We start from the raw sequence: 19,007 nt of genomic DNA, 5'->3' as shown, positions 1-19,007 counted from the left end.
CCGGCTAGGACGCCGCCGCGTCCGCCGCCTGGGCGCGCAGCGCGCGTTCCACGCCCGCGCGGGACTCCGAGACCAGGCGGCGCAGGGCCGCGTTCGGCTCGGCGGACGTCAGCCAGGCGTCCGTCTTGTCGAGGGTCTCGCCGGAGACCTGGACCGTCGGGTAGAGGCCGACCGCGATCTGCTGGGCCATCTCGTGCGAGCGGGACTCCCAGACGTCCGCCAGCACCTCGAAGTACCGGTCCGTGTACGGCGCCAGCAGCTCCCGCTGGTCGGTCTGGACGAAGCCGGCGATGACCGCCTCCTGGACGGCGTTCGGCAGCTTGTCGGACTCGACGACCGAGGCCCACGCCTCCGCCTTGGCCTCCTCGGTCGGGCGGGCCGCGCGGGCGGTCGCGGCGTGCCGCTCACCGGCCGCCGTCCGGTCCCGCTCGTACTCGCCCGCGATCTCCGCCTCGTCGAACCGGCCCACCGCCGCCAGCCGCTGCACGAACGACCAGCGCAGCTCCGTGTCCACGGCCAGCCCCTCGACGGTCTGCGTACCGGCCAGCAGGCCCTCCAGCAGGTCGAGCTGCTCCGGCGTACGGGCCGTCGCCGCGAACGCCCGCGCCCACGCGAGCTGGTGGTCGCTCGCCGGCTCGGCGGACCGCAGGTGGGCCAGCGTGGCGTCGGTCCAGCGGGCCAGCAGGGCCTCGCGGGCCTTGGGGTCCGCGTACAGGTCGATCGCCAGCTTCACCTGGCGGTGCAGCGACTGCACGACACCGATGTCGGACTCCTTGGCGATGCCCGACAGCACCAGGGACAGGTAGTCGCGGGCGGCGAGTTCCGCGTCCCGCGTCATGTCCCAGGCGGAGGCCCAGCACAGGGCACGCGGGAGGGACTCCGCGAAGTCGCCCAGGTGCTCGGTGACGAACGCCAGCGACTGCTCGTCCAGGCGCACCTTGGCGTAGGACAGGTCGTCGTCGTTGAGGAGGACGACCGCCGGACGGCGCTTGCCGGTCAGCTCCGGTACGGCCGTCAGCTCGCCGTCGACGTCCAGCTCTACGCGCTCGCCGCGCACCAGCTTGCCCGTCGCCTCGTCGAGGTCGTACAGGCCGATCGCGATGCGGTGCGGGCGCAGCGTCGGCTCACCCTTGGCGCCGGCCGGGAGCGCCGGGGCCTCCTGGCGGACGGCGAAGGAGGTGATGACACCGGCCCCTTCCTCACCGTCTGTCTCGATCTCCGGGCGCAGCACGTTGATGCCGGCCGTCTCCAGCCACTGCCTCGACCACGTCTTCAGATCGCGCCCCGAGGTCTCCTCCAGCGCGCCCAGCAGGTCGGACAGGCGCGTGTTGCCGTACGCGTGGCGCTTGAAGTACGCCTGCACGCCCCGGAAGAACTCGTCCTCGCCGACGTACGCGACGAGCTGCTTCAGCACGGACGCGCCCTTGGCGTACGTGATGCCGTCGAAGTTGACGAGCACGTCGTCCAGGTCGCGGATGTCCGCCATGATCGGGTGCGTGGACGGAAGCTGGTCCTGGCGGTAGGCCCAGGTCTTCATCGAGTTGGCGAACGTCGTCCACGAGTGCGGCCAGCGCGAACCGGGCGCCGCGGCCTGGCAGGCGATGGACGTGTACGTGGCGAACGACTCGTTCAGCCACAGGTCGTTCCACCACTCCATGGTGACCAGGTCGCCGAACCACATGTGGGCCAGCTCGTGCAGGATGGTCTCCGCACGCACCTCGTACGCCGCGTCCGTCACCTTCGACCGGAAGACGTACTGGTCGCGGATGGTCACCGCGCCCGCGTTCTCCATCGCGCCCGCGTTGAACTCCGGCACGAAGAGCTGGTCGTACTTGGCGAACGGGTACGCGTAGTCGAACTTCTCCTGGAACCAGTCGAAGCCCTGCCGGGTGACCTCGAAGATCGCGTCGGAGTCGAGGTACTCGGCCAGCGACGGACGGCAGTAGATGCCGAGCGGGACGGACTGGCCGTCCTTCTCGTAGACGCTGTGCACGGAGTGGTACGGGCCGACGATCAGCGCCGTGATGTACGACGAGATGCGCGGGGTCGGCTCGAACGTCCAGACGTTCTCCCGCGGCTCCGGCGTGGGCGAGTTGGAGACGACGGTCCAGCCCTCCGGCGCCTTCACGGTGAACTGGAAGGTCGCCTTCAGGTCGGGCTGCTCGAAGCTCGCGAAGACGCGGCGGGCGTCCGGCACCTCGAACTGGGTGTACAGGTACGCCTGGTCGTCGACCGGGTCGACGAACCTGTGCAGACCCTCACCGGTGTTGGTGTACGCGCAGTCGGCGCTCACCCGGAGGATGTTGCGGCCCTTCAGCAGGCCAGGCAGGGCGATACGGGAGTCCGCGAAGACCTCGGCGGGGTCGAGGGAGTCCCCGTTGAGGGTCACCTCGTGCACGGTGGGGGCCACCAGGTCGATGAAGGACTCCGCGCCGTCGCCGTCCTCGGCGACGTCGAAGCGCACCGTGGTCACGGACCGGTAGGTACCGCCCTCCTGCGCGCCGGAGAGGTCGAGATCGATCTCGTACGAGTCAACGGTCAGCAGCTTCGCCCGCTGCCGCGCCTCTTCGCGAGTCAGGTTTGTGCCAGGCACGCGGTCATCTCCTCGATATGTGTGGGTTGCGCCATCCTTCCACGCGACATCGGGATGAGGCGATGACCGAGCCGGACCATGGGGATTCCCCTGTGTCGTCCGGCGGGCGAGGGTGGGCTCGACGTCCGGAACCCGCCGGCGGCCGGGGCGGGCGGGAGCGAGTCTGGGGGCATGACGACCCACACCGCACGCCCCGTCCCCCCGGCCGTCCGGAAGGAACTGCTGACCCTCGACGACGCCGGCCGCCCGGCCGTCCCCCGCGTCGCCGACGAGAGTCGTCTGCCCAAGGACTCCAAGGCGCAGTGCGAGCAGGTGCGCGCCGTCGCGCCGGAGCGTCTGCTGCAACGGGTCGGTGCCGTCCCCCGACAGCGCATGGCCGATATCGACGTGGCGCTGCGGCGGCACCTGGCGCTCTGAACGCCCCGAGGGGGCCGTCCACGGGTGGACGGCCCCCTCGGTCATGCCCGCGGTGTTACGCGCTCAGCTCCGCCGCCACCAGCTCCGCGATCTGCACGGCGTTCAGCGCCGCGCCCTTGCGGAGGTTGTCGTTGGAGACGAACAGCGCGAGGCCGTGCTCCACCGTCTCGTCGGGGCGGATCCGGCCGACGTACGACGGGTCCTGGCCGGCGGCCTGGAGCGGGGTGGGGATGTCGGTGAGGACGACACCGGGGGCGTCCGCCAGCAGCTCGGTCGCGCGCTCGGCGCTGATCGGGCGGGCGAAACGGGCGTTGATCTGCAGCGAGTGCCCGGAGAACACCGGGACGCGCACGCACGTGCCGGAGACCTTCAGCTCGGGGATCTCCAGGATCTTGCGGGACTCGTTGCGCAGCTTCTGCTCCTCGTCGGTCTCGTTCAGACCGTCGTCGACGAGGTTGCCGGCCAGCGGCAGCACGTTGAAGGCGATGGGGCGCTTGTAGACGCCGGGCTCGGGGAAGTCGACCGCCGAGCCGTCGTGGGTCAGCTTGTCGGCCTCGTCGATCACCTTCTGCGCCTGGCCGTGCAGCTCCGCGACGCCCGCGAGGCCGGAACCGGACACGGCCTGGTACGTGGCGACGACCAGCGCCTGAAGGCCCGCCTCCGCGTGCAGCGGACGCAGGACCGGCATCGCGGCCATCGTCGTGCAGTTCGGGTTGGCGATGATGCCCTTGGGGCGGTTCGCGATCGCGTGCGGGTTCACCTCGGAGACGACGAGGGGGACCTCGGGGTCCTTGCGCCAGGCGGAGGAGTTGTCGATCACGACCGCGCCCTGCGCGGCGACCTTCTCGGCCAGCGCCTTCGAGGTCGCGCCGCCCGCGGAGAACAGCACGATGTCCAGGCCGCTGTAGTCGGCGGTGGACGCGTCCTCCACCGTCACGCCGTCCAGCTCCGTGCCGGCCGAGCGGGCCGAGGCGAACAGGCGCAGCTCCGTGACCGGGAAGTTCCGCTCCTTGAGGATCCTGCGCATGACCGTGCCCACCTGACCGGTGGCTCCGACGATTCCGACCCTCACGGCGACTCCCTACTGTGTCCTGATTCGTGTCCGAATGCCTGGCCGAGGCTCTTCCATCATGCGGCCGACCACGGCCCACCTGTCCAATTCTTTGCGGACCCCGCCCGCGAAGTGGGACACACCGGCGGCGGCCACCGGTTGCGGACCTTCGGCCGCCACGCCCCTGAGCTGCAGAAATTCAGCCGTCGGGGGCCGTGGACCGCAAGGTCCCCTGCCCGGTCCGGTCCCGGTCACACGAAGGTGTGACGTACGCCTCGGCCGGATCCGGAGAACCCGGCCGAACGTTCCGGGCGGAAGCGGCGTCGTAGAGGAAACAGCGTGAGGGGGGTGGCCGGTGCTGCGCGGAAGGATCCGGCGCGGCCGGGGGTCGTCGTACGTCGCCACGGACGACGACCCGCTGGACGCGGCGCAGGAACGCCGGGTGCGGGCGGTGCTCGCGCTGGGCGGGGTACCGCAGGCGGACCTGCCGGACGGGGTGCAGCAGGTCCGCCTGCGGCTGCTGGAACGCGCCGCGAGCGGGCGGGAGGCGCCGCGGGACGTCTCGGCGTGGGCGGCGGTGGTCGCCTCCAACCTCGCCATGGACTGGCACCGGGCCAAACGCCGCCAGGAGCGGCTGGGCGAGCGCCTCGCCGCGCTCCGTCCGGCGGAGGCGGCCCCTTCCGGCGAGGAGACCAGCCTGCTCTCCCTCGCCGTGGCCCGCGGCCTGGACGAGCTGCCCGACGCGCAGCGCCAGGTGGTCGTGCTGCGCTTCTACGCCGATCTGCCGGTCCGGTCCATCGCCGAGCAGCTCGGCGTCCCGGAGGGCACGGTCAAGAGCAGGCTGCACACGGCGGTACGCGCCCTGCGCACCCGCCTGCACGAGGACGAGGTGGTCTGACATGCCCGCCCACGACGAACCCCGGGACGCCGAGAACGCCGAGAGCGTCGAGTACGACGGCATGGACGCGCTGATGGCCGCCGTCCTCGACGAGCCGCTGCCCGCGCGGGCCCGGCAGGACCCGGTGTTCACGGCCGCGCACCGGGCGGCCGCCGCCGACATCACCGTACTGAGGGAGCAGCTGGCGCTGATCGGGGACGCCCTCGCGGCCCCCGGCGAGGAGACGGCGGACGGGGAGGGGGCCGGTGAACCGGCGGGGCGAGCCGGGGCCGGGCGGCCGAGCGGCGGACCGGAGCCCGGGGACGGACCGGACTCCGGGGCGCGGGCCGGGAGCGGAAACGGCCCGGAGACCGGGCACGAGCCCGCGAACCCGCCGGCCGCCCGGCCGGCGATGAGGCACCCGGCCGGTGGGCGTCCCGGTACCGTGCGCGGCTCCCGTGGGCCGCACCGTGGCCGGCGTCGGCCCCTCAAGGCCGCCCTCGGTGCCCTCGTGGCCGCCGCTGCCGCCACCGTCGTCGTCGGCATGGGGTGGCTCGTGACGCAGACCGGGGGGATGTCCGACTCGGACGCGGGCGCTTCCGCCGCGCGGGCCGACTCCAAGGAGGCGGGCGGTGAGGACGCGGGCGGGGCCGCCTTCGGCAGCCCCCGCTACCTCGCCTGCGCCCGCCTCGTCGCCGAGGGCACCGTGCTGGCGGTGGACCCCGTACCGGGGGCCGGGGCGGAGCGGGTCACGCTGCAGGCGAGCCGCTACTACAAGGGCGGGGGCGAGGTCGCCTTCCTCCGGGACCTCGCCGGTGACGCCCCGCTGCACGAGGGCGACCAGGTGCTGGTCGGCATGCCCGCCGAGGGCGTCCGCCCGGACACGGTGATCGTGGGGGAGGCGGACATCGCCCCCGAGCGGGTCCGGATCACCGCCTCGCTCCCCGAGTCGCGCACCCTCACCTGCGGCTGAGCACGACGAAGGGGCGGGCGCCCGCAACGGACGCCCGCCCCTCCCGGAAGAACCGGCCCGTTCCTTACGGAACGACCTTCCCGATCGCCACGCTGCCGACGCCCGCGACCGTGCCGCGCGCGTTCACCAGCTGCACGCGCCCGAAGAACGCACGCCCCTCGGGAGCCGCCGCCGCGACGGTGACGTCGCCGGAGACGGTGGCCGAGTCGCCCGTGCCGAGCTCCACCGGCGCGGAGCCGTCGACGGTGACGGAGCCGAGCGAGGCGGAGAAGAACACGTCACGGTAGTCGTACTCCGTGGAACCGGCCGGGACCGAGTAGCCCACGACCTCGACGGTGTACGTACCGGCCGCCGGGGAGGCGATGGAGACCGACTCCTCCGAGTCGCCGTCGGCGGACTGGGCGACCTGGTCGCCGGCGGCGTCGTAGACCGTCAGGTCCAGGTCGGCGGAGGTGTCCGAGACGTTGCCGATGGCCACGTCGAGGGAGGTGGCGCCCTCGGGCACCTCGACCGTGGTCGTGTGCGTGTCACCGGTCGCGATGGCCGGCCGGTCCGTCTTCGACGAGCCGAGCGGGCCGCCCACCAGCTCGCCCTCCAGCGCGGCGAACTCGTTCGTCACCGTCCACGAGACGGCGGCCGGGGTGCCGACCTTCGCCTCGGACACGGTCACGGTCTCCGGGTCGAAGGCCGCGCCGAGGACGGCGACGTCCAGCTCGTACGGGTTGTCGAGCAGCGGCGAGGTGCGCCGGGCCTCGACCTCGATCTCCCACACGCCCGGCTGCGGGTCCGCGTACGAGCGCACGTCGGGGCGGCAGGTGTTGGCCGGGTTGTCGTAGTTCGGGTAGCAGTTGATCGTCGACGTCGGGTCGGCCGGGACGCCGTACGGGTGGATGGCGACGAACCGGGTCTGGCTGCCGTCCTTCAGCCCGCTCATCGCGACCTCCAGCGTCCTCGCGCCCTCGGGCACGGTGACGAAGTAGGAGGTGGTGCTGTTGCGCTGGGCCGTGCCGGACGTGGAGAAGGTGTGCTCCAGCGGCTCGGAGACGACCACGGTGGTGAGGATCTGCTGGTCGACGCCCTCGGTGCGCGGGTCGTCGGCCTCCAGGATCGCGCTCTTGATGCCGGCCGAGCGCGGCGCGGCCTGGACCTTGACGGTGACCGGCTCGTTCAGCGGCAGCCGGACGTCGTCGTCGCCGACGATGCGGAAGGTGCGGCCCTCGTTGTTCTCGATGTCCAGCTCGTGCCGGACCGCGCGGTCGGGGCCGGACGTACGGGTGATCGTGATGTCGTACGTCTTCTTCTGCCCGGCCTTCAGGCCGCCCTCACGGTCGTAGAGGCCCGTGCCGAAGCCGGGGGTCTCCAGGAACTGGTCGATCGCGGTGTCGACCGGCGCCTTCACCGTGTACGTGTGGGCCGTGGCGCCGTCGCGGATGGCGTCCCAGGCGTCCTCGACGTCGATGAGGCCGGCGCCCTCCTCGTAGGCCTGCACACCCTTGATGTGCTCGGCGGTGGAGGTGAGGGCGGTGCGCAGCTCGGCGGGCGTGAGGTCGATGTGCTCGCGCTTCGCGGCGGACAGCAGCAGCGCGGAGGCGCCGGCGGCCTGCGGGGAGGCCATCGAGGTGCCCTGGAGCATGCCGTAGCCGGCCGGCAGGTCGTAGCCCGCCTCGGCGACCGGGGCGCCCGGCATCCAGGTCTGGATGGTGTTGATCGCCGCGCCGGGCGCGACCAGCGTCGGCGTGAAGCCGCCGTCCTCACGCGGACCGCGCGAGGAGAACGGCATCATGGCGTACTTCTTCTCCACTACGGAGCCGTAGTTGGCGGCCCAGGTCTCCTTGGAGACGGACGCGCCGACGGAGATGACCTTGTCGGCGAGCGACGGGTCGCCGATGGTGTTGGCGCCGGGGCCGGAGTTGCCCGCGGAGATCACCAGCTGGACGCCGTAGGTGTCGATCAGGCGGGTGTACAGCTCGGCGCGGGCGTTGTTGCCGTCGTTGAGCGCCGGCAGGCCGCCGATGGACATGTTGACGATGTCGACGCCGCGCTCGGTGACGAGGTCGATCATGCCCTCGGTGAGCGCCACGTTGGTGCAGCCGCCGGACCAGGTGCAGGCGCGCGAGGAGACGATCTTCGCGCCGGGGGCGGCGCCGTCCATCCGCCCGCCGAACAGGCCGTTGGCGGCGGTGATGCCGGCGACGTGGGTGCCGTGCTCGGACTCGATGACGCCGATGTTGACGAAGTCGGCCGTCTTGCCGGTCCAGTCACCGCCGTAGGGGTCCATCGGGACGTCCTCGCGGATCTCCACGACGAACGGCTGGCGCTCGGCGATGTCGGTCCTCGGGTCGTCGGTGCCGAAGTACCCGATCTGGAAGCCGTCCTTGTACGGCTTCATCGGGGTGTCGTCGCCGAAGTCCTGGTTGCCGTTCAGGTCGACGCGGACCGTGCCGGCGGCGGCGTCGTAGAGGACGCCCCAGGAGTCGGTGGTGTCGCCGTCGCGGTTGGCGTCGCCCTTGGCGTCGCCGCCGGCGGTGTACGACTCCAGGAACGTGCTGATCCGGTACGAACCGGCGGGCGCCGTCCAGGTCTTGTCGCCGTAGGTGAAGGTCGGTCCGGAGACGGAGGAGACCATCGGACGCCAGGTCCGGTCGTTGTCCACGATCGGGTCGGTCGCCGTCACCCAGTCGACGATCTTGCGCTCGCCGGTGGTGGTCCTCTGCAGCGCGGGGTGGCCGAGGTCGACGCCGGAGTCGAGGATGCCGATGGTGACCCCGCGGCCGTCCGCCTTCGGGTTGTCCTCGACGAACTCGACGGCACCGGTCTCGAAGGACGGGTTGTACGGGTTCTCCGCGGGCGTCCGCTTGCCGGGTGCCGGGTAGGTGCGGTCGCCGTGCCCGCGGTGCTCGCCCCCGGCCCGCTCCGCGGTGTCCGCGCTCGGTGTCGGGTCGTCCAGCGGGATCTCCTCGCGCAGGTCGACGCCGTGCACGGAGGAGAGCTTGGCGGCGGCGGCGATCGCCGCGTCCGCCTTGCCGGTGGGGACGGTGGCCCGGACGTAGCCGAGCTCGTCGTGGGTCCGGCCGACCGAACCGCCCTTGACCGCGTCCAGTTGCCCGGCGACCTGCTCGGTCTTGCCGGGAGTGGTGGCGATCATCATCGTGACGTTCTTGGCGCCGTCGGCCTTGGCCTCGGCGAGCAGGTCCGCGTCGTCCGCGCCGAGCTTGTCGTGCGCGGACTTGACGTCCGCGTCGGCGGGGACGGCGGGCGGCGCGTCGGCGGCCATGGCCAGGGGGATCGGCCCGGCCGCGGAGAGCGCGGCGACGAGACCGGCGGCCACGGCGATACGGGCCACGCGTCTGGCGCCCGGTATCGGTTCGCGCTGTGGGGAGTGGGTCATCGGCATCCCTTGTGAGTAAAGGAACGATCGTGGAGCGACCGGAGCCGATCGACCCTGGTCGCGACGGTCCGGAACGCGATTCCGGACGATCGTCGAGCCTTACGCAAGGGGCGGGTGTTTGGCGAGAGTTGGCCGAGTCGAAATGGATGTATGGGGAAAACCCCCGATGCCCTTATGGGGAGATGGGGCGCCGAAGGCGACAAGTCGCCCATGCGGCCCACGCGGTACCGGCCGCCGGGTTAACGTCCCCGGATGCGACGGAATCTGAGGGTGGCGGCCTACGCCGTGGTGGTGCGCGACGGACAGTTCCTGCTCGCCCGGTCACCGGGCCCCGGCGGTGTCCCCGAGTGGGTGCTGCCGGGCGGCGGCATGGAGCACGGCGAGGATCCCTACGACACCGTGCGGCGGGAGGTCGAGGAGGAGACCGGCTACCGCATCGAGGTCACCGGCCTGCTCGGGGTGAACTCCACCCGCCGCACCTTCCCCGCCCGCTTCGGCCGCTCCGTCGACCACCACGGCGTACGGCTGGTCTACGAGGGCCGGATCACCGGCGGTGAACTGCGCAACGAGATCGGCGGCTCCACCGACCTCGCCGCCTGGCAGCCCCTGGACGCCGTCCCGGACCTGGTCCGCGTCCGCATGGTCGACATCGGGCTGCGGCTGTGGCGGGAACGTCCGGCGGCGGGGCGGGTGGAGTCCGCGTAGGGGAGGCGCGGGTGCGGACCCGGCCGGCGCCCGGAGGACCGCACTGCCGAACCGCCCCCGGAGAAAGGCCGAAACCCGGTCAACCACCGCGTCCGGCGGCAACCCCGCCGGCCCGTCCGCGGTCCCTCCCCGCGACCATGCCCGATGAACAGGGGAGACACGAGCATGCGGATGCGGACGACAGCGGTGGCGACGGTGGCGGTGGCCCTTTCGGCGGCCCTGGCGGCCCCCGCCGTGGCGGCGCCTTCGGACACCGGGGCCGGAACGGGGAACACCACCGCCGCCACCGGCACCGGCGACCACCAGGCGACCCGCGGGGCGATGAAGGCCGCGGTCGCCGCGGGCGTGCCCGGTGTGACGGCGACGGCGCGGGACGGGAGGGGCACCTGGGCGGCGACAGCCGGGGTGGGCGACCTCCGCACGGAACGGAAGCGTTCCCCGCAGGACCGCTACCGGGTCGGCAGCATCACCAAGACCTTCGTGGCGACGGTGCTGCTGCAACTGGAGGCCGAGGGGAAGCTGTCCCTGGACGACACCGTCGACACCTGGCTGCCCGGCCTGGTGACCGGCAACGGTCACGACGGCACCCGGATCACCCTCAGGCAACTGCTGAACCACACCAGCGGCGTCTTCAACTACACGGCGGACGAGGACTTCGGCCGCACGTACTTCACGAAGGAGGGCGGCTTCTTCGAGCACCGCTACGACACCCTGGCCCCGGAGGAACTCGTACGGATCGCCCTGGCCCACGAGCCGGACTTCGAGCCCGGCACCTCCTGGAACTACTCCAACACCAACTACGTCCTGGCCGGCATGGTGATCGAGAAGGCCACCGGCCGCCCCTACGGCGAGGAGGTCCGCCGGCGCGTCATCGACCCCCTGCACCTGACCGCCACCTCGGTCCCCGGCACCCGTACCTCCCTGCCCCGCCCCAGCAGCCGCGCCTACTCCAAGCTGGCGGAGACCGCGACCGGCCCCACGTACGACGTCACACGCCTCAACCCGTCCATCGCCTACTCGGCGGGCGAGATGATCTCCGACTCCAAGGATCTCAACCGCTTCTACCGCGCCCTGCTGACGGGCCGGCTGCTCCCCCGGGAGCAGCTGAGCGAGATGACCACCATGATCCCCGTGGACGCCACCCACGCCTACGGCCTGGGCCTGATGAGGACCACGCTGAGCTGCGGCGTGGACGTCTGGGGCCACGGCGGCGGCATCCACGGCTCCCTGTCCGAGGCCGTCACGACGAAGGACGGCCGGCACTCCCTGGCGTTCAACTTCAACGGCGACTGGGCGGGGGACACCGAGGCGGTGATCGAGGCGGAGTTCTGCGGCGACTGACGCCCGCGGCCCGGACACGCGGGAGGGGCCACCGGGCGACGGCTCCCGGCGGCCCCTCCACCCCCTCCTGACGGTGCCGCCCCGGCCCCCTACCGGGGCAGCACCACGACATGCGCCGACGGGTCGCGGTCGGCTGAGGCGATCAGCGCCGTACGGACCACCACCGCCTGCTGCTCCATCGCGTCCCGCAGCCCCCGCGGGGTGATGTGGACGACCGTGATGCCGAGGCGCTCCAGGTGTTCGCGCTTGCGGGCGTACTCCGACCACTCGGCCTCGTCGTCGGGCCGCCGGCCCGGACGCGGCGCGCGGGTGTCCAGCTCCACCGCCACCGCGTGCTCCGGCCAGTACGCGTCCAGCCCGCCGAGGTGGGGTCCGCCCGGCAGCCGCAGGTCGACGTTCCAGCACGGGTCGGGCAGGCCGTGCTCGCGCACCATCCGGTACAGCCGGGACTCCGCCAGCGTCCGCCCCTCGGCCAGCAGCGAGTCCACCGCGTCCACCACGTGCGGCCGGTTCAGCAGCTTCGCCGCGGTCAGCTCGCGCACCACCGCCGCCGGGTCGCAGAAGCCGCCGCGCACCGCCTCGGTGAGCAGCCGGCGTACCGTGCCCGCGTCCCGCAGGCCGGCCACGGCGTCGGCCAGCGCGCGCGGGACCGGGGCCACCGGCAGGCCCGTGACCTGCTCCGGGACGGGCAGCTCGGAGGCACGGACGATCCGGGCGCAGCCCGTCGAACGCAGCCGGCGCAGCCGCGGGACCAGGACGTCGAAGGCCTCCAGGGACGGCAGCGGGGGAGAGGAGGAGAAGCCGTGCAGGGTCAGCGCGGCCGGCCCGGTGATCATCGCCTCCCCGTAGGCGGACGCGGGAGGACTCTCCGTACCGGGCTGGACGGGGACGCCCACGGTCCGCTCCCGTGCCGCGTACATCAGCACCGCGTGCAGCCGCTCCTCGCTGGTCGGCGGGCCGGGGTGGAGCAGGACGACGCCCGGGAGCAGTTGCAGCCAGGGCCCGCCGGGGCGGCACCGCTCGCTCGCCTTCGCGGCCGAGACGCCGTGGGCGCGCAGTTGCGCGTGGGTCAGCACCCGGCGTCCGGCGCCGGCGGAGAGGTGGTGCAGGGGGCGGGGGGAGAGCGGGGTGTTGTGGTTCATGCCCGGCAATTTCCCGCCTCCGGGCCGTCCTTGAACCCCTGTTACAGGCTCGTCGACAAATGAGGACAAGGCCGCCCTGAAGGACGTATGTTCGGATACCGGAAACCCCTGGTCCGTTCGGGTACGGACCAGGGGTCACGGGCATCTTGTAACGGTGACGGAACGGCCGGCCGCGGCACTCAGCGGCCGGCGGCGGCCTCGTCGCAGGCCTGGCCGCGCAGGGCGCGGGCCAGGTCGTCGCGGGACTCCAGGACCAGGCGGCGCAGGGCCGGGGCCGCGTCCTCGTGGGAGGTGAGCCACGCGTCCGTCGCGTCCAGCGTCGCCTGCGAGTCCTGGTAGGAGGGGAACAGGCCCCGCACCACGTCCATGCCGATCTGGATCGACCGCTCGGTCCACACCCGCTCGATCGCCGCGAAGTACTTCTCCGCGTACGGCGCGAGCAGCTCCCGCTGGGACGCCTGCGCGAAGCCCGAGATGGTGGCCTCCACCAGCGCGTTGGACAGTGCGTCCGACTCCACGACCTGCGCCCAGCACTGCGCCTTGACCGCCGCCGACGGGCGGGCGGCCAGACAGCGCACGTGGTGCCGCTTGCCGGACGCGGTGTCGTCGCGGGCCAGCTCCGCGTCCAGCCGCTTCTCGTCCGCCACGCCGTGCGCGGCCAGCGGCTCCAGGAACGCCCAGCGCAGCTCCTGGTCGACCTCCAGGCCCGGCAGGGTCACCGTGCCGTCGAGCAGCGAGGTCAGCAGCTCGAAGTCGGCCGGCAGATCGGCCACGCGCGCGAAGAACCGCGCCCACGCGAGCTGGTGCTCGCTGCCCGCCTCGGCGGAGTACATCTGGACGGAGGCGGCCTGGCACAGCTCCCGCCCGGCCTCCGCCCGCCGCTCGGCCGCGGTGTAGTGCACCGCCGCCGACTCCGCCCACGCGTGCAGCATCTGCAGCACGCCGATGTCGGTCTCCTGGCCCGCGAACTTCACCACCAGGCCGATGAACTCCCGGGCCGGCAGCAGCGCGTCCCGCGTCATGTTCCACAGCGCCGACCAGCACAGGGCGCGGGCCAGCGGGTCGGTCATGTGGCCGAGGCCGCGCCGCAGCGCCGCCAGCGAGGTCTCGTCGAACCGCGTCTTGCAGTACGTCAGGTCGTCGTCGTTGACCAGCACCAGGTCCGGCGCCTCGGCGCCCGCCAGCTCCGCCACGACCGTACGCGCGCCCTCGACGTCCGTCTCGGCCTGCGCGTACCGCTCCAGCGCCGGCAGCCCCCCGGCGTCCTCGGTGCGCCGGTACAGGCCCACCGCCACCCGGTGCGGGCGCAGTTCGGGGTACGACTCGGCGGCCTCCTGCACGATCGCCAGCTCGTCGATCCTGCCGTCCTCGCGCAGCAGCACCTGCGGGGTGAGGGAGTTGACGCCGGCCGTCTGCAGCCAGGCCCGCGACCAGGCGGCCATGTCCCGCCCGCTGGTCTCCTCCAGGACCGACAGCAGGTCACCGAGGCGCGTGTTGCCGTACGCGTGCCGCTTGAAGTAGCGCCGGGCGCCCTCCAGGAACGCGTCCTGGCCGACGTACGCCACCAGCTGCTTGAGCACCGAGGCGCCCTTGGCGTAGGTGATGCCGTCGAAGTTGAGCTTGGCGTCCTGGAGGTCGCGGATGTCGGCGGTGATGGGGTGCGTGGAGGGGAGCTGGTCCGCGCGGTACGCCCACGCCTTGCGGCGGTTGGCGAAGGTGATCCAGCCGTCGGTGAAGCGGGTCGCGCCGACCAGCGAGAACGCGCCCATGAAGTCCGCGAAGGACTCCTTCAGCCACAGGTCGTCCCACCACTCCATGGTGACCAGGTCGCCGAACCACATGTGCGCCATCTCGTGCAGGATGACGTTGGCCCGGCCCTCGTACGACGCCCGCGTCACCTTGCCCCGGAAGATGAACTCCTCCCGGAAGGTCACCATCCCCGGGTTCTCCATCGCGCCCAGGTTGTACTCGGGCACGAACGCCTGGTCGTACTTGCCGAACGGGTACGGGTAGTCGAAGTGGTCGTGGAAGAAGTCCAGGCCCTGCTTGGTCACCAGGAACACGTCGTCGGCGTCGAAGTGCGGGGCGAGACCCTTGCGGCACATCGCGCCGAGCGGGATCTCCAGCCGCGTACCGTCCTCGAACTCCCGCTCGTAGGAGTCGGTCACGTAGTGGTACGGGCCGGCCACCACGCACGTGATGTACGTCGAGATCGGCTTGGTCTCCGCGAACCGCCACACGCCGTCGGCGAGTTCACCGGCGCCGTTGCTCCACACCGTCCAGCCCTCGGGGGCGCGCACCTCGAAGCGGTACGGGGCCTTGAGGTCGGGCTGCTCGAAGTTGGCGAAGACGCGACGGGAGTCGGCCGGCTCGTACTGGGTGTAGAGGTACACCTCGCCGTCCTCGGGGTCGACGAAGCGGTGCATGCCCTCGCCGGTGCGGGAGTAGGCGCACTGCGCGTCGACGACGAGCTCGTTCTCGGCGGCCAGGTCCTCCAGCGCGATCCGCGAGCCGTCGAAGACCTGGCCGGGGTCGAGGTCCCGCCCGTTGAGGGAGACGGCCGTCACGCCGGGTGCGATCAGGTCCGCGAAGCTGCTCGCTCCCGGCTCGGCGCAGCGGAACCGGACGGTGGTGACGGAGCGGAAGGTGCGCGGCCCTCCGCCGCTGTGCTCGCCGACCGCCGAACGCAGGTCCAGGGACACCTCGTACCCGTCGACGGACAGCAGGGCTGCCCGCTCCCGGGCCTCGTCACGGGTCAGATTTTCACCGGGCACGGGCGGACTCCTCATGCGTCGTCGACATGGATGATCAGGACCGATCCTGCCATGCGCTCCTGACAGGGGGCGGGCGGGAATGGCCGGGACCCTTCACGTTGTTACCCCGGACACACTTTTCCTTCTTCGAGGAGCGACATGCCGGACAAGACCCCCGCCACGCCCGTCGACTTCTGGTTCGACCCGCTGTGCCCCTGGGCCTGGATGACCTCCCGCTGGGTGCGGGAGGTGGAGAAGGTGCGGGACATCGAGGTCCGCTGGCATCTGATGAGCCTCGCCGTCCTCAACGAGGACAAGCTCGACGAGCTCCCCGCCGAGTACCGCGAGATGCTCGAGGTGAAGGCCTGGGGTCCGGTCCGGGTGGTCATCGCGGCCCAGCAGGAGCACGGCGCGGAGGTGCTCGGCGACCTCTACACCGCGCTCGGCACCCGCATCCACAACCAGGACGAGGGTCCGGGCAGGGAGACGGTCGCTGCCGCCCTGAAGGACGTCGGCCTGCCCGAGTCCCTCATGGAGCACTGGGACTCCACCCCCTACGAGCCCGAGCTGCGCGCCTCCCACAAGGAGGGCATCGAGAAGGTGGGCCAGGAGGTCGGCACCCCGGTCATCGCGGTCCCCGGACCCGACGGCGAGGAGATCGCCTTCTTCGGCCCGGTCGTCACCCCGGCGCCCAAGGGCGACGAGGCCGCCCGCCTGTGGGACGGCACCCTCGCGGTGGCCTCCGTCCCCGGCTTCTACGAGATCAAGCGCACGCGGACGAAGGGGCCGGACTTCAGCAACCTGTGACGGTCACTCGATCACGGGCAGCTTGATGGGCGGGGTGAAGGGCTTCTTGTCCCAGCCGGTACGCAGGTTGCGGCACTGCTTCCCGGTGTCCGGGTCCAGTACGTTCACGCAGAGCCGGAACTCGTTCACGCTCACGCGGCCCAGTCGTTCCTTGAGCGCCGTCTCCTCCGCCTTGTCGAGTCGACGGTGCGGCTGTTCCGAGTCGCAGGTCCAGCAGAACTCCGTGGTCGTCCTCTGTGTCGTCATTGCGTAACAGTGACCCGGATTGCCGCATACCGGAAGCCCCCGCGAGTCCTGTCCTCGCGGGGGCCTCCCTCTTTCCGCCCGCCGGGTGAACGGTGAGAAGACGATCACGGGGCGCGACTCTTATTGCACATTACTTGCAACTACACGCTAACAGCGGAAAGGGCCGTCCGTGAGCCCCCGGCACGCGAAACGGCCCCCGCGTGTTCACGCGAGGGCCGTCGGGGCGGGCGTCAGCTCCGGGCGCGCGCCCGCTGCCAGGCGTATCCCCCGGCCGCCAGGAGCAGCGTCATGGCGCCCGTCGAGTAGAGCTGCACCCGTGTGTCCGGCTCCCGGGCCATGAGGACGAAGACCGCCGCCATACCGGCGAGCGCCACCCAGGTGAGCCACGGGAACGCCCACATCCGCACCGTGAGCCGCTCCGGCGCCTCGCGCTCCAGCCGGCGGCGCAGCCGCAGCTGGGAGGCGGCGATGAAGATCCAGACGACCAGGATCACCGCGCCGATGGTGTTCAGCAGCCAGGCGAAGACGTCGTCAGGACGCCAGTAGCTCAGCAGCACGCACAGGAAGCCGAAGGCCGAGGAGGCCAGTACGGCGACCCGCGGCACCCCGCCCGACACCCGGCCGAGCGCCTTCGGGCCCTGTCCGCGCTCGACCAGCGAGTAGCCGATGCGCGAGGCGCCGTAGATGTTGGCGTTCATCGCGGACAGCAGCGCGACCAGGATCACGACGTTCATCACCTGGTCGGCGCCCGGGATGTCGAGGCGGTTCAGGGCGGCGACGTACGGACCGTCCTCGACGACCGCCGGGGAGTCCCACGGGACCAGGGTGACGACGACCGCCATCGAGCCGATGTAGAACAGCGCGATCCGCCACATCGCCGTACGGACCGCGCCCGCCACGCCCTTGACCGGGTCCTGCGACTCGGCCGCCGCGATGGTCACCGTCTCCAGACCGCCGTACGCGAAGACGGAGGCGAGCAGCCCGATCACCAGGCCCTCGCCGCCGTTGGGGAGGAGGTCGGTGAGGTGGGAGGTGCCCGGGGAGTCCGTGCCCGGCAGCACACCGGCGATCGCCAGCGCGCCGAGCACCAGGAACAGGGAGATCGCGCCGACCTTGAGGGCCGCGAACCAGAACTCGAACTCGCCGAAGTTCTTCACCGCCGCGAGGTTCGTCCCGCAGAACGCCACCATGAACAGCGCCACCCACGCCCACTCGGGCGTGCCCGGCAGCCAGCCGGTGACGATCGTCGCGGCGCCGATGCCCTCCAGGCCGACCGCCGTGCACAGCAGCACCCAGAACGACCAGCCGGCGGTGAACCCCGCCCAGGGACCGAACGCCCGCTCGGCGTGCGCGGAGAAGGAGCCCGACGACGGATGCGCGGCGGACATCTCGCCCAGCATCCGCATCACCAGCATCACCAGGAGGCCGGAGAGGGTGTAGGCGACGACGACGGACGGGCCGGCGGCGGCGATGGCCGTACCGGAGCCGACGAACAGCCCGGCGCCGATCACCCCGCCGAGGGCGATCATCGACAGATGGCGTTGCTTCAGGCCGTGCGAGAGGGAGACGCCGTCCGCCTTCGGGGGCGTCTCGGTGGTGGTGCTGGGCATGGGCGCGACTCGTCCAATGAGGGAGACGGCAAAACGTCACCCAGTCTGGGCGGCCCTCTCGCGCGCACGAAGAGGTCGCCCAGCATATGGACACGTGTCATCCGGAGGGTGATGCTCCGGTTACTGGGCGGTCGTCACGCGGCGCGAGGCGCCGTACGGCCCGTTTGGTGGATCCCTACAGCCGCCGTACCACCCGGAGGTGTCGGCGAAACCACCTCACCTCAGTGACCGGCGTCACCCCACGCACCTCATCGCCCCGCCCTTTGTCCGGAGCCCACCAAGACCGCGTCGGCGCCTTTGTCGAGCGCTGACGGTGATCGGCGCGCGGGCGCCGGTATAGCGTCGCGGTGTCCCCAACTGCCCTCACCCCGCGGAGACCTCATGAGCACCGCCACCGTCACGTCCGCCCGATCCGGACAGGTCCTCGCGGACCTCCTCCCGGCCTCCCGCGTCCGGGACGCCGCGCTCGTGCTCGGCGGCGCCGCGCTCACCGGCCTCGCCGCCCAGATCGCGGTGCCCGTCCCCGGCTCCCCGGTGCCGGTGACCGGCCAGACCTTCGCGGCGCTCCTCGTCGGCACCGCCCTCGGCGCCCGCCGCGGCTTCGCCTCCCTCGCGGTGTACGCGCTGGTGGGCGCGGCCGGCGTGCCGTGGTTCGCGGAGGGCAAGTCGGGAATGGGCATGCCGTCCTTCGGCTACGTCCTCGGCATGCTGCTGGCCTCCGTCGTCGTGGGCGCCCTGGCCCGCCGCGGCGCCGACCGCTCCGCCTGGCGCATGGCGGGCACCATGGTGCTCGGCTCGGCGGTCGTCTACGCCGTCGGCGTGCCCTACCTGGCCCTCGCCACCGGCATGTCCGCCTCCGCCGCGATCGCGGCCGGCCTCACCCCGTTCCTCGTCGGCGACGCCCTGAAGGCGGCCCTGGCGATGGGCGTACTGCCGACGGCCTGGAAGTTCGTCGACAAGCGGTGACCGCCCGGGTTCCACGGGAAGAGGCCCGGGGGGGGGGGGGGGGGGGGGGCCCCCCCCCCCCCCCCCCCCCCTTTTTCCCCCCCCCAGCCGCGCCCCAATCCCCGTCACATTTCCCCCGTAACACCACAGCACTCACCC

At 72.2% G+C, this 19,007-nt stretch carries 14 protein-coding genes; 7 read left to right on the top strand and 7 right to left on the bottom strand.

The window, feature by feature from the left end; genetic code table 11:
- Positions 1-4: 4 nt before the first annotated feature.
- Positions 5-2,593: an aminopeptidase N gene (gene pepN, locus ACZ62B_RS13910; RefSeq protein WP_469690410.1), complete on the bottom strand. Its 2,589-nt coding sequence runs from the start codon at positions 2,591-2,593 to the stop codon at positions 5-7.
- A 171-nt stretch (positions 2,594-2,764) separates the two neighbouring features.
- Between pepN (ACZ62B_RS13910) and ACZ62B_RS13905 the strand changes: the two genes are divergently transcribed.
- Positions 2,765-3,010 (top strand): type II toxin-antitoxin system PemK/MazF family toxin, encoded by a 246-nt coding sequence (locus ACZ62B_RS13905; RefSeq protein ID WP_469690407.1) that lies wholly within the window; start codon positions 2,765-2,767, stop codon positions 3,008-3,010.
- A 55-nt stretch (positions 3,011-3,065) separates the two neighbouring features.
- Here the strand turns inward: ACZ62B_RS13905 and ACZ62B_RS13900 are convergent, their stop codons facing one another.
- Entirely contained in the window at positions 3,066-4,082 is a 1,017-nt protein-coding gene (locus ACZ62B_RS13900; protein WP_344563266.1) for an aspartate-semialdehyde dehydrogenase, read from the bottom strand.
- Positions 4,083-4,416: 334 nt separating this feature from the next.
- Between ACZ62B_RS13900 and ACZ62B_RS13895 the strand changes: the two genes are divergently transcribed.
- Complete coding sequence (locus tag ACZ62B_RS13895; protein ID WP_030858072.1) at positions 4,417-4,959, top strand: sigma-70 family RNA polymerase sigma factor; 543 nt, start codon at positions 4,417-4,419, stop codon at positions 4,957-4,959.
- A gap of 1 nt (position 4,960) precedes the next feature.
- On the top strand, positions 4,961-5,911 hold the full coding sequence (locus ACZ62B_RS13890; RefSeq protein WP_469690404.1) for a hypothetical protein: 951 nt from the start codon (positions 4,961-4,963) through the stop codon (positions 5,909-5,911).
- Positions 5,912-5,975: 64 nt separating this feature from the next.
- Here ACZ62B_RS13890 and ACZ62B_RS13885 read toward each other — a convergent pair whose 3' ends face one another.
- Entirely contained in the window at positions 5,976-9,299 is a 3,324-nt protein-coding gene (locus ACZ62B_RS13885; RefSeq protein ID WP_469690402.1) for a S8 family serine peptidase, read from the bottom strand.
- A gap of 252 nt (positions 9,300-9,551) precedes the next feature.
- On the opposite strand from ACZ62B_RS13885, the gene ACZ62B_RS13880 reads away from it, so the two are divergent.
- Together ACZ62B_RS13880 and ACZ62B_RS13875 are read left to right on the top strand one after the other, a co-directional pair.
- Positions 9,552-10,004, top strand: a complete 453-nt coding sequence (locus ACZ62B_RS13880) for an NUDIX hydrolase (protein ID WP_199822052.1) — start codon at positions 9,552-9,554, stop codon at positions 10,002-10,004.
- A 165-nt stretch (positions 10,005-10,169) separates the two neighbouring features.
- Positions 10,170-11,345 carry a serine hydrolase domain-containing protein gene (locus tag ACZ62B_RS13875; RefSeq protein WP_468878318.1) on the top strand — a complete coding sequence of 392 codons (1,176 nt, stop codon included), beginning with the start codon at positions 10,170-10,172 and terminating at the stop codon, positions 11,343-11,345.
- A gap of 89 nt (positions 11,346-11,434) precedes the next feature.
- Here the strand turns inward: ACZ62B_RS13875 and ACZ62B_RS13870 are convergent, their stop codons facing one another.
- Together ACZ62B_RS13870 and pepN (ACZ62B_RS13865) are read right to left on the bottom strand one after the other, a co-directional pair.
- Complete coding sequence (locus tag ACZ62B_RS13870) at positions 11,435-12,487, bottom strand: hypothetical protein (RefSeq protein ID WP_344563255.1); 1,053 nt, start codon at positions 12,485-12,487, stop codon at positions 11,435-11,437.
- Between the two features lie 179 nt (positions 12,488-12,666).
- Positions 12,667-15,261, bottom strand: coding sequence for an aminopeptidase N (gene pepN, locus ACZ62B_RS13865; protein WP_469690399.1), 2,595 nt, complete (start codon positions 15,259-15,261; stop codon positions 12,667-12,669).
- 138 nt (positions 15,262-15,399) lie between these two features.
- Here pepN (ACZ62B_RS13865) and ACZ62B_RS13860 point away from each other — a divergent pair, with 138 nt between their 5' ends.
- On the top strand, positions 15,400-16,047 hold the full coding sequence (locus ACZ62B_RS13860) for a mycothiol-dependent nitroreductase Rv2466c family protein (RefSeq protein ID WP_344563249.1): 648 nt from the start codon (positions 15,400-15,402) through the stop codon (positions 16,045-16,047).
- A gap of 3 nt (positions 16,048-16,050) precedes the next feature.
- Here the strand turns inward: ACZ62B_RS13860 and ACZ62B_RS13855 are convergent, their stop codons facing one another.
- Both ACZ62B_RS13855 and ACZ62B_RS13850 read right to left on the bottom strand, forming a co-directional pair.
- Complete coding sequence (locus ACZ62B_RS13855; RefSeq protein ID WP_344563248.1) at positions 16,051-16,293, bottom strand: hypothetical protein; 243 nt, start codon at positions 16,291-16,293, stop codon at positions 16,051-16,053.
- Positions 16,294-16,523: 230 nt separating this feature from the next.
- Complete coding sequence (locus ACZ62B_RS13850) at positions 16,524-17,903, bottom strand: amino acid permease (RefSeq protein WP_344563246.1); 1,380 nt, start codon at positions 17,901-17,903, stop codon at positions 16,524-16,526.
- A 381-nt stretch (positions 17,904-18,284) separates the two neighbouring features.
- Between ACZ62B_RS13850 and ACZ62B_RS13845 the strand changes: the two genes are divergently transcribed.
- Positions 18,285-18,869, top strand: coding sequence for a biotin transporter BioY (locus ACZ62B_RS13845; protein ID WP_344563244.1), 585 nt, complete (start codon positions 18,285-18,287; stop codon positions 18,867-18,869).
- The last annotated feature ends 138 nt before the right edge of the window (positions 18,870-19,007 follow it).

This window comes from Streptomyces sp. NPDC053426, from assembly GCF_055585405.1.
The sequence above is the reverse complement of the archived record's forward strand: the minus strand, read 5'-3'. Positions and strand labels throughout refer to the sequence as shown.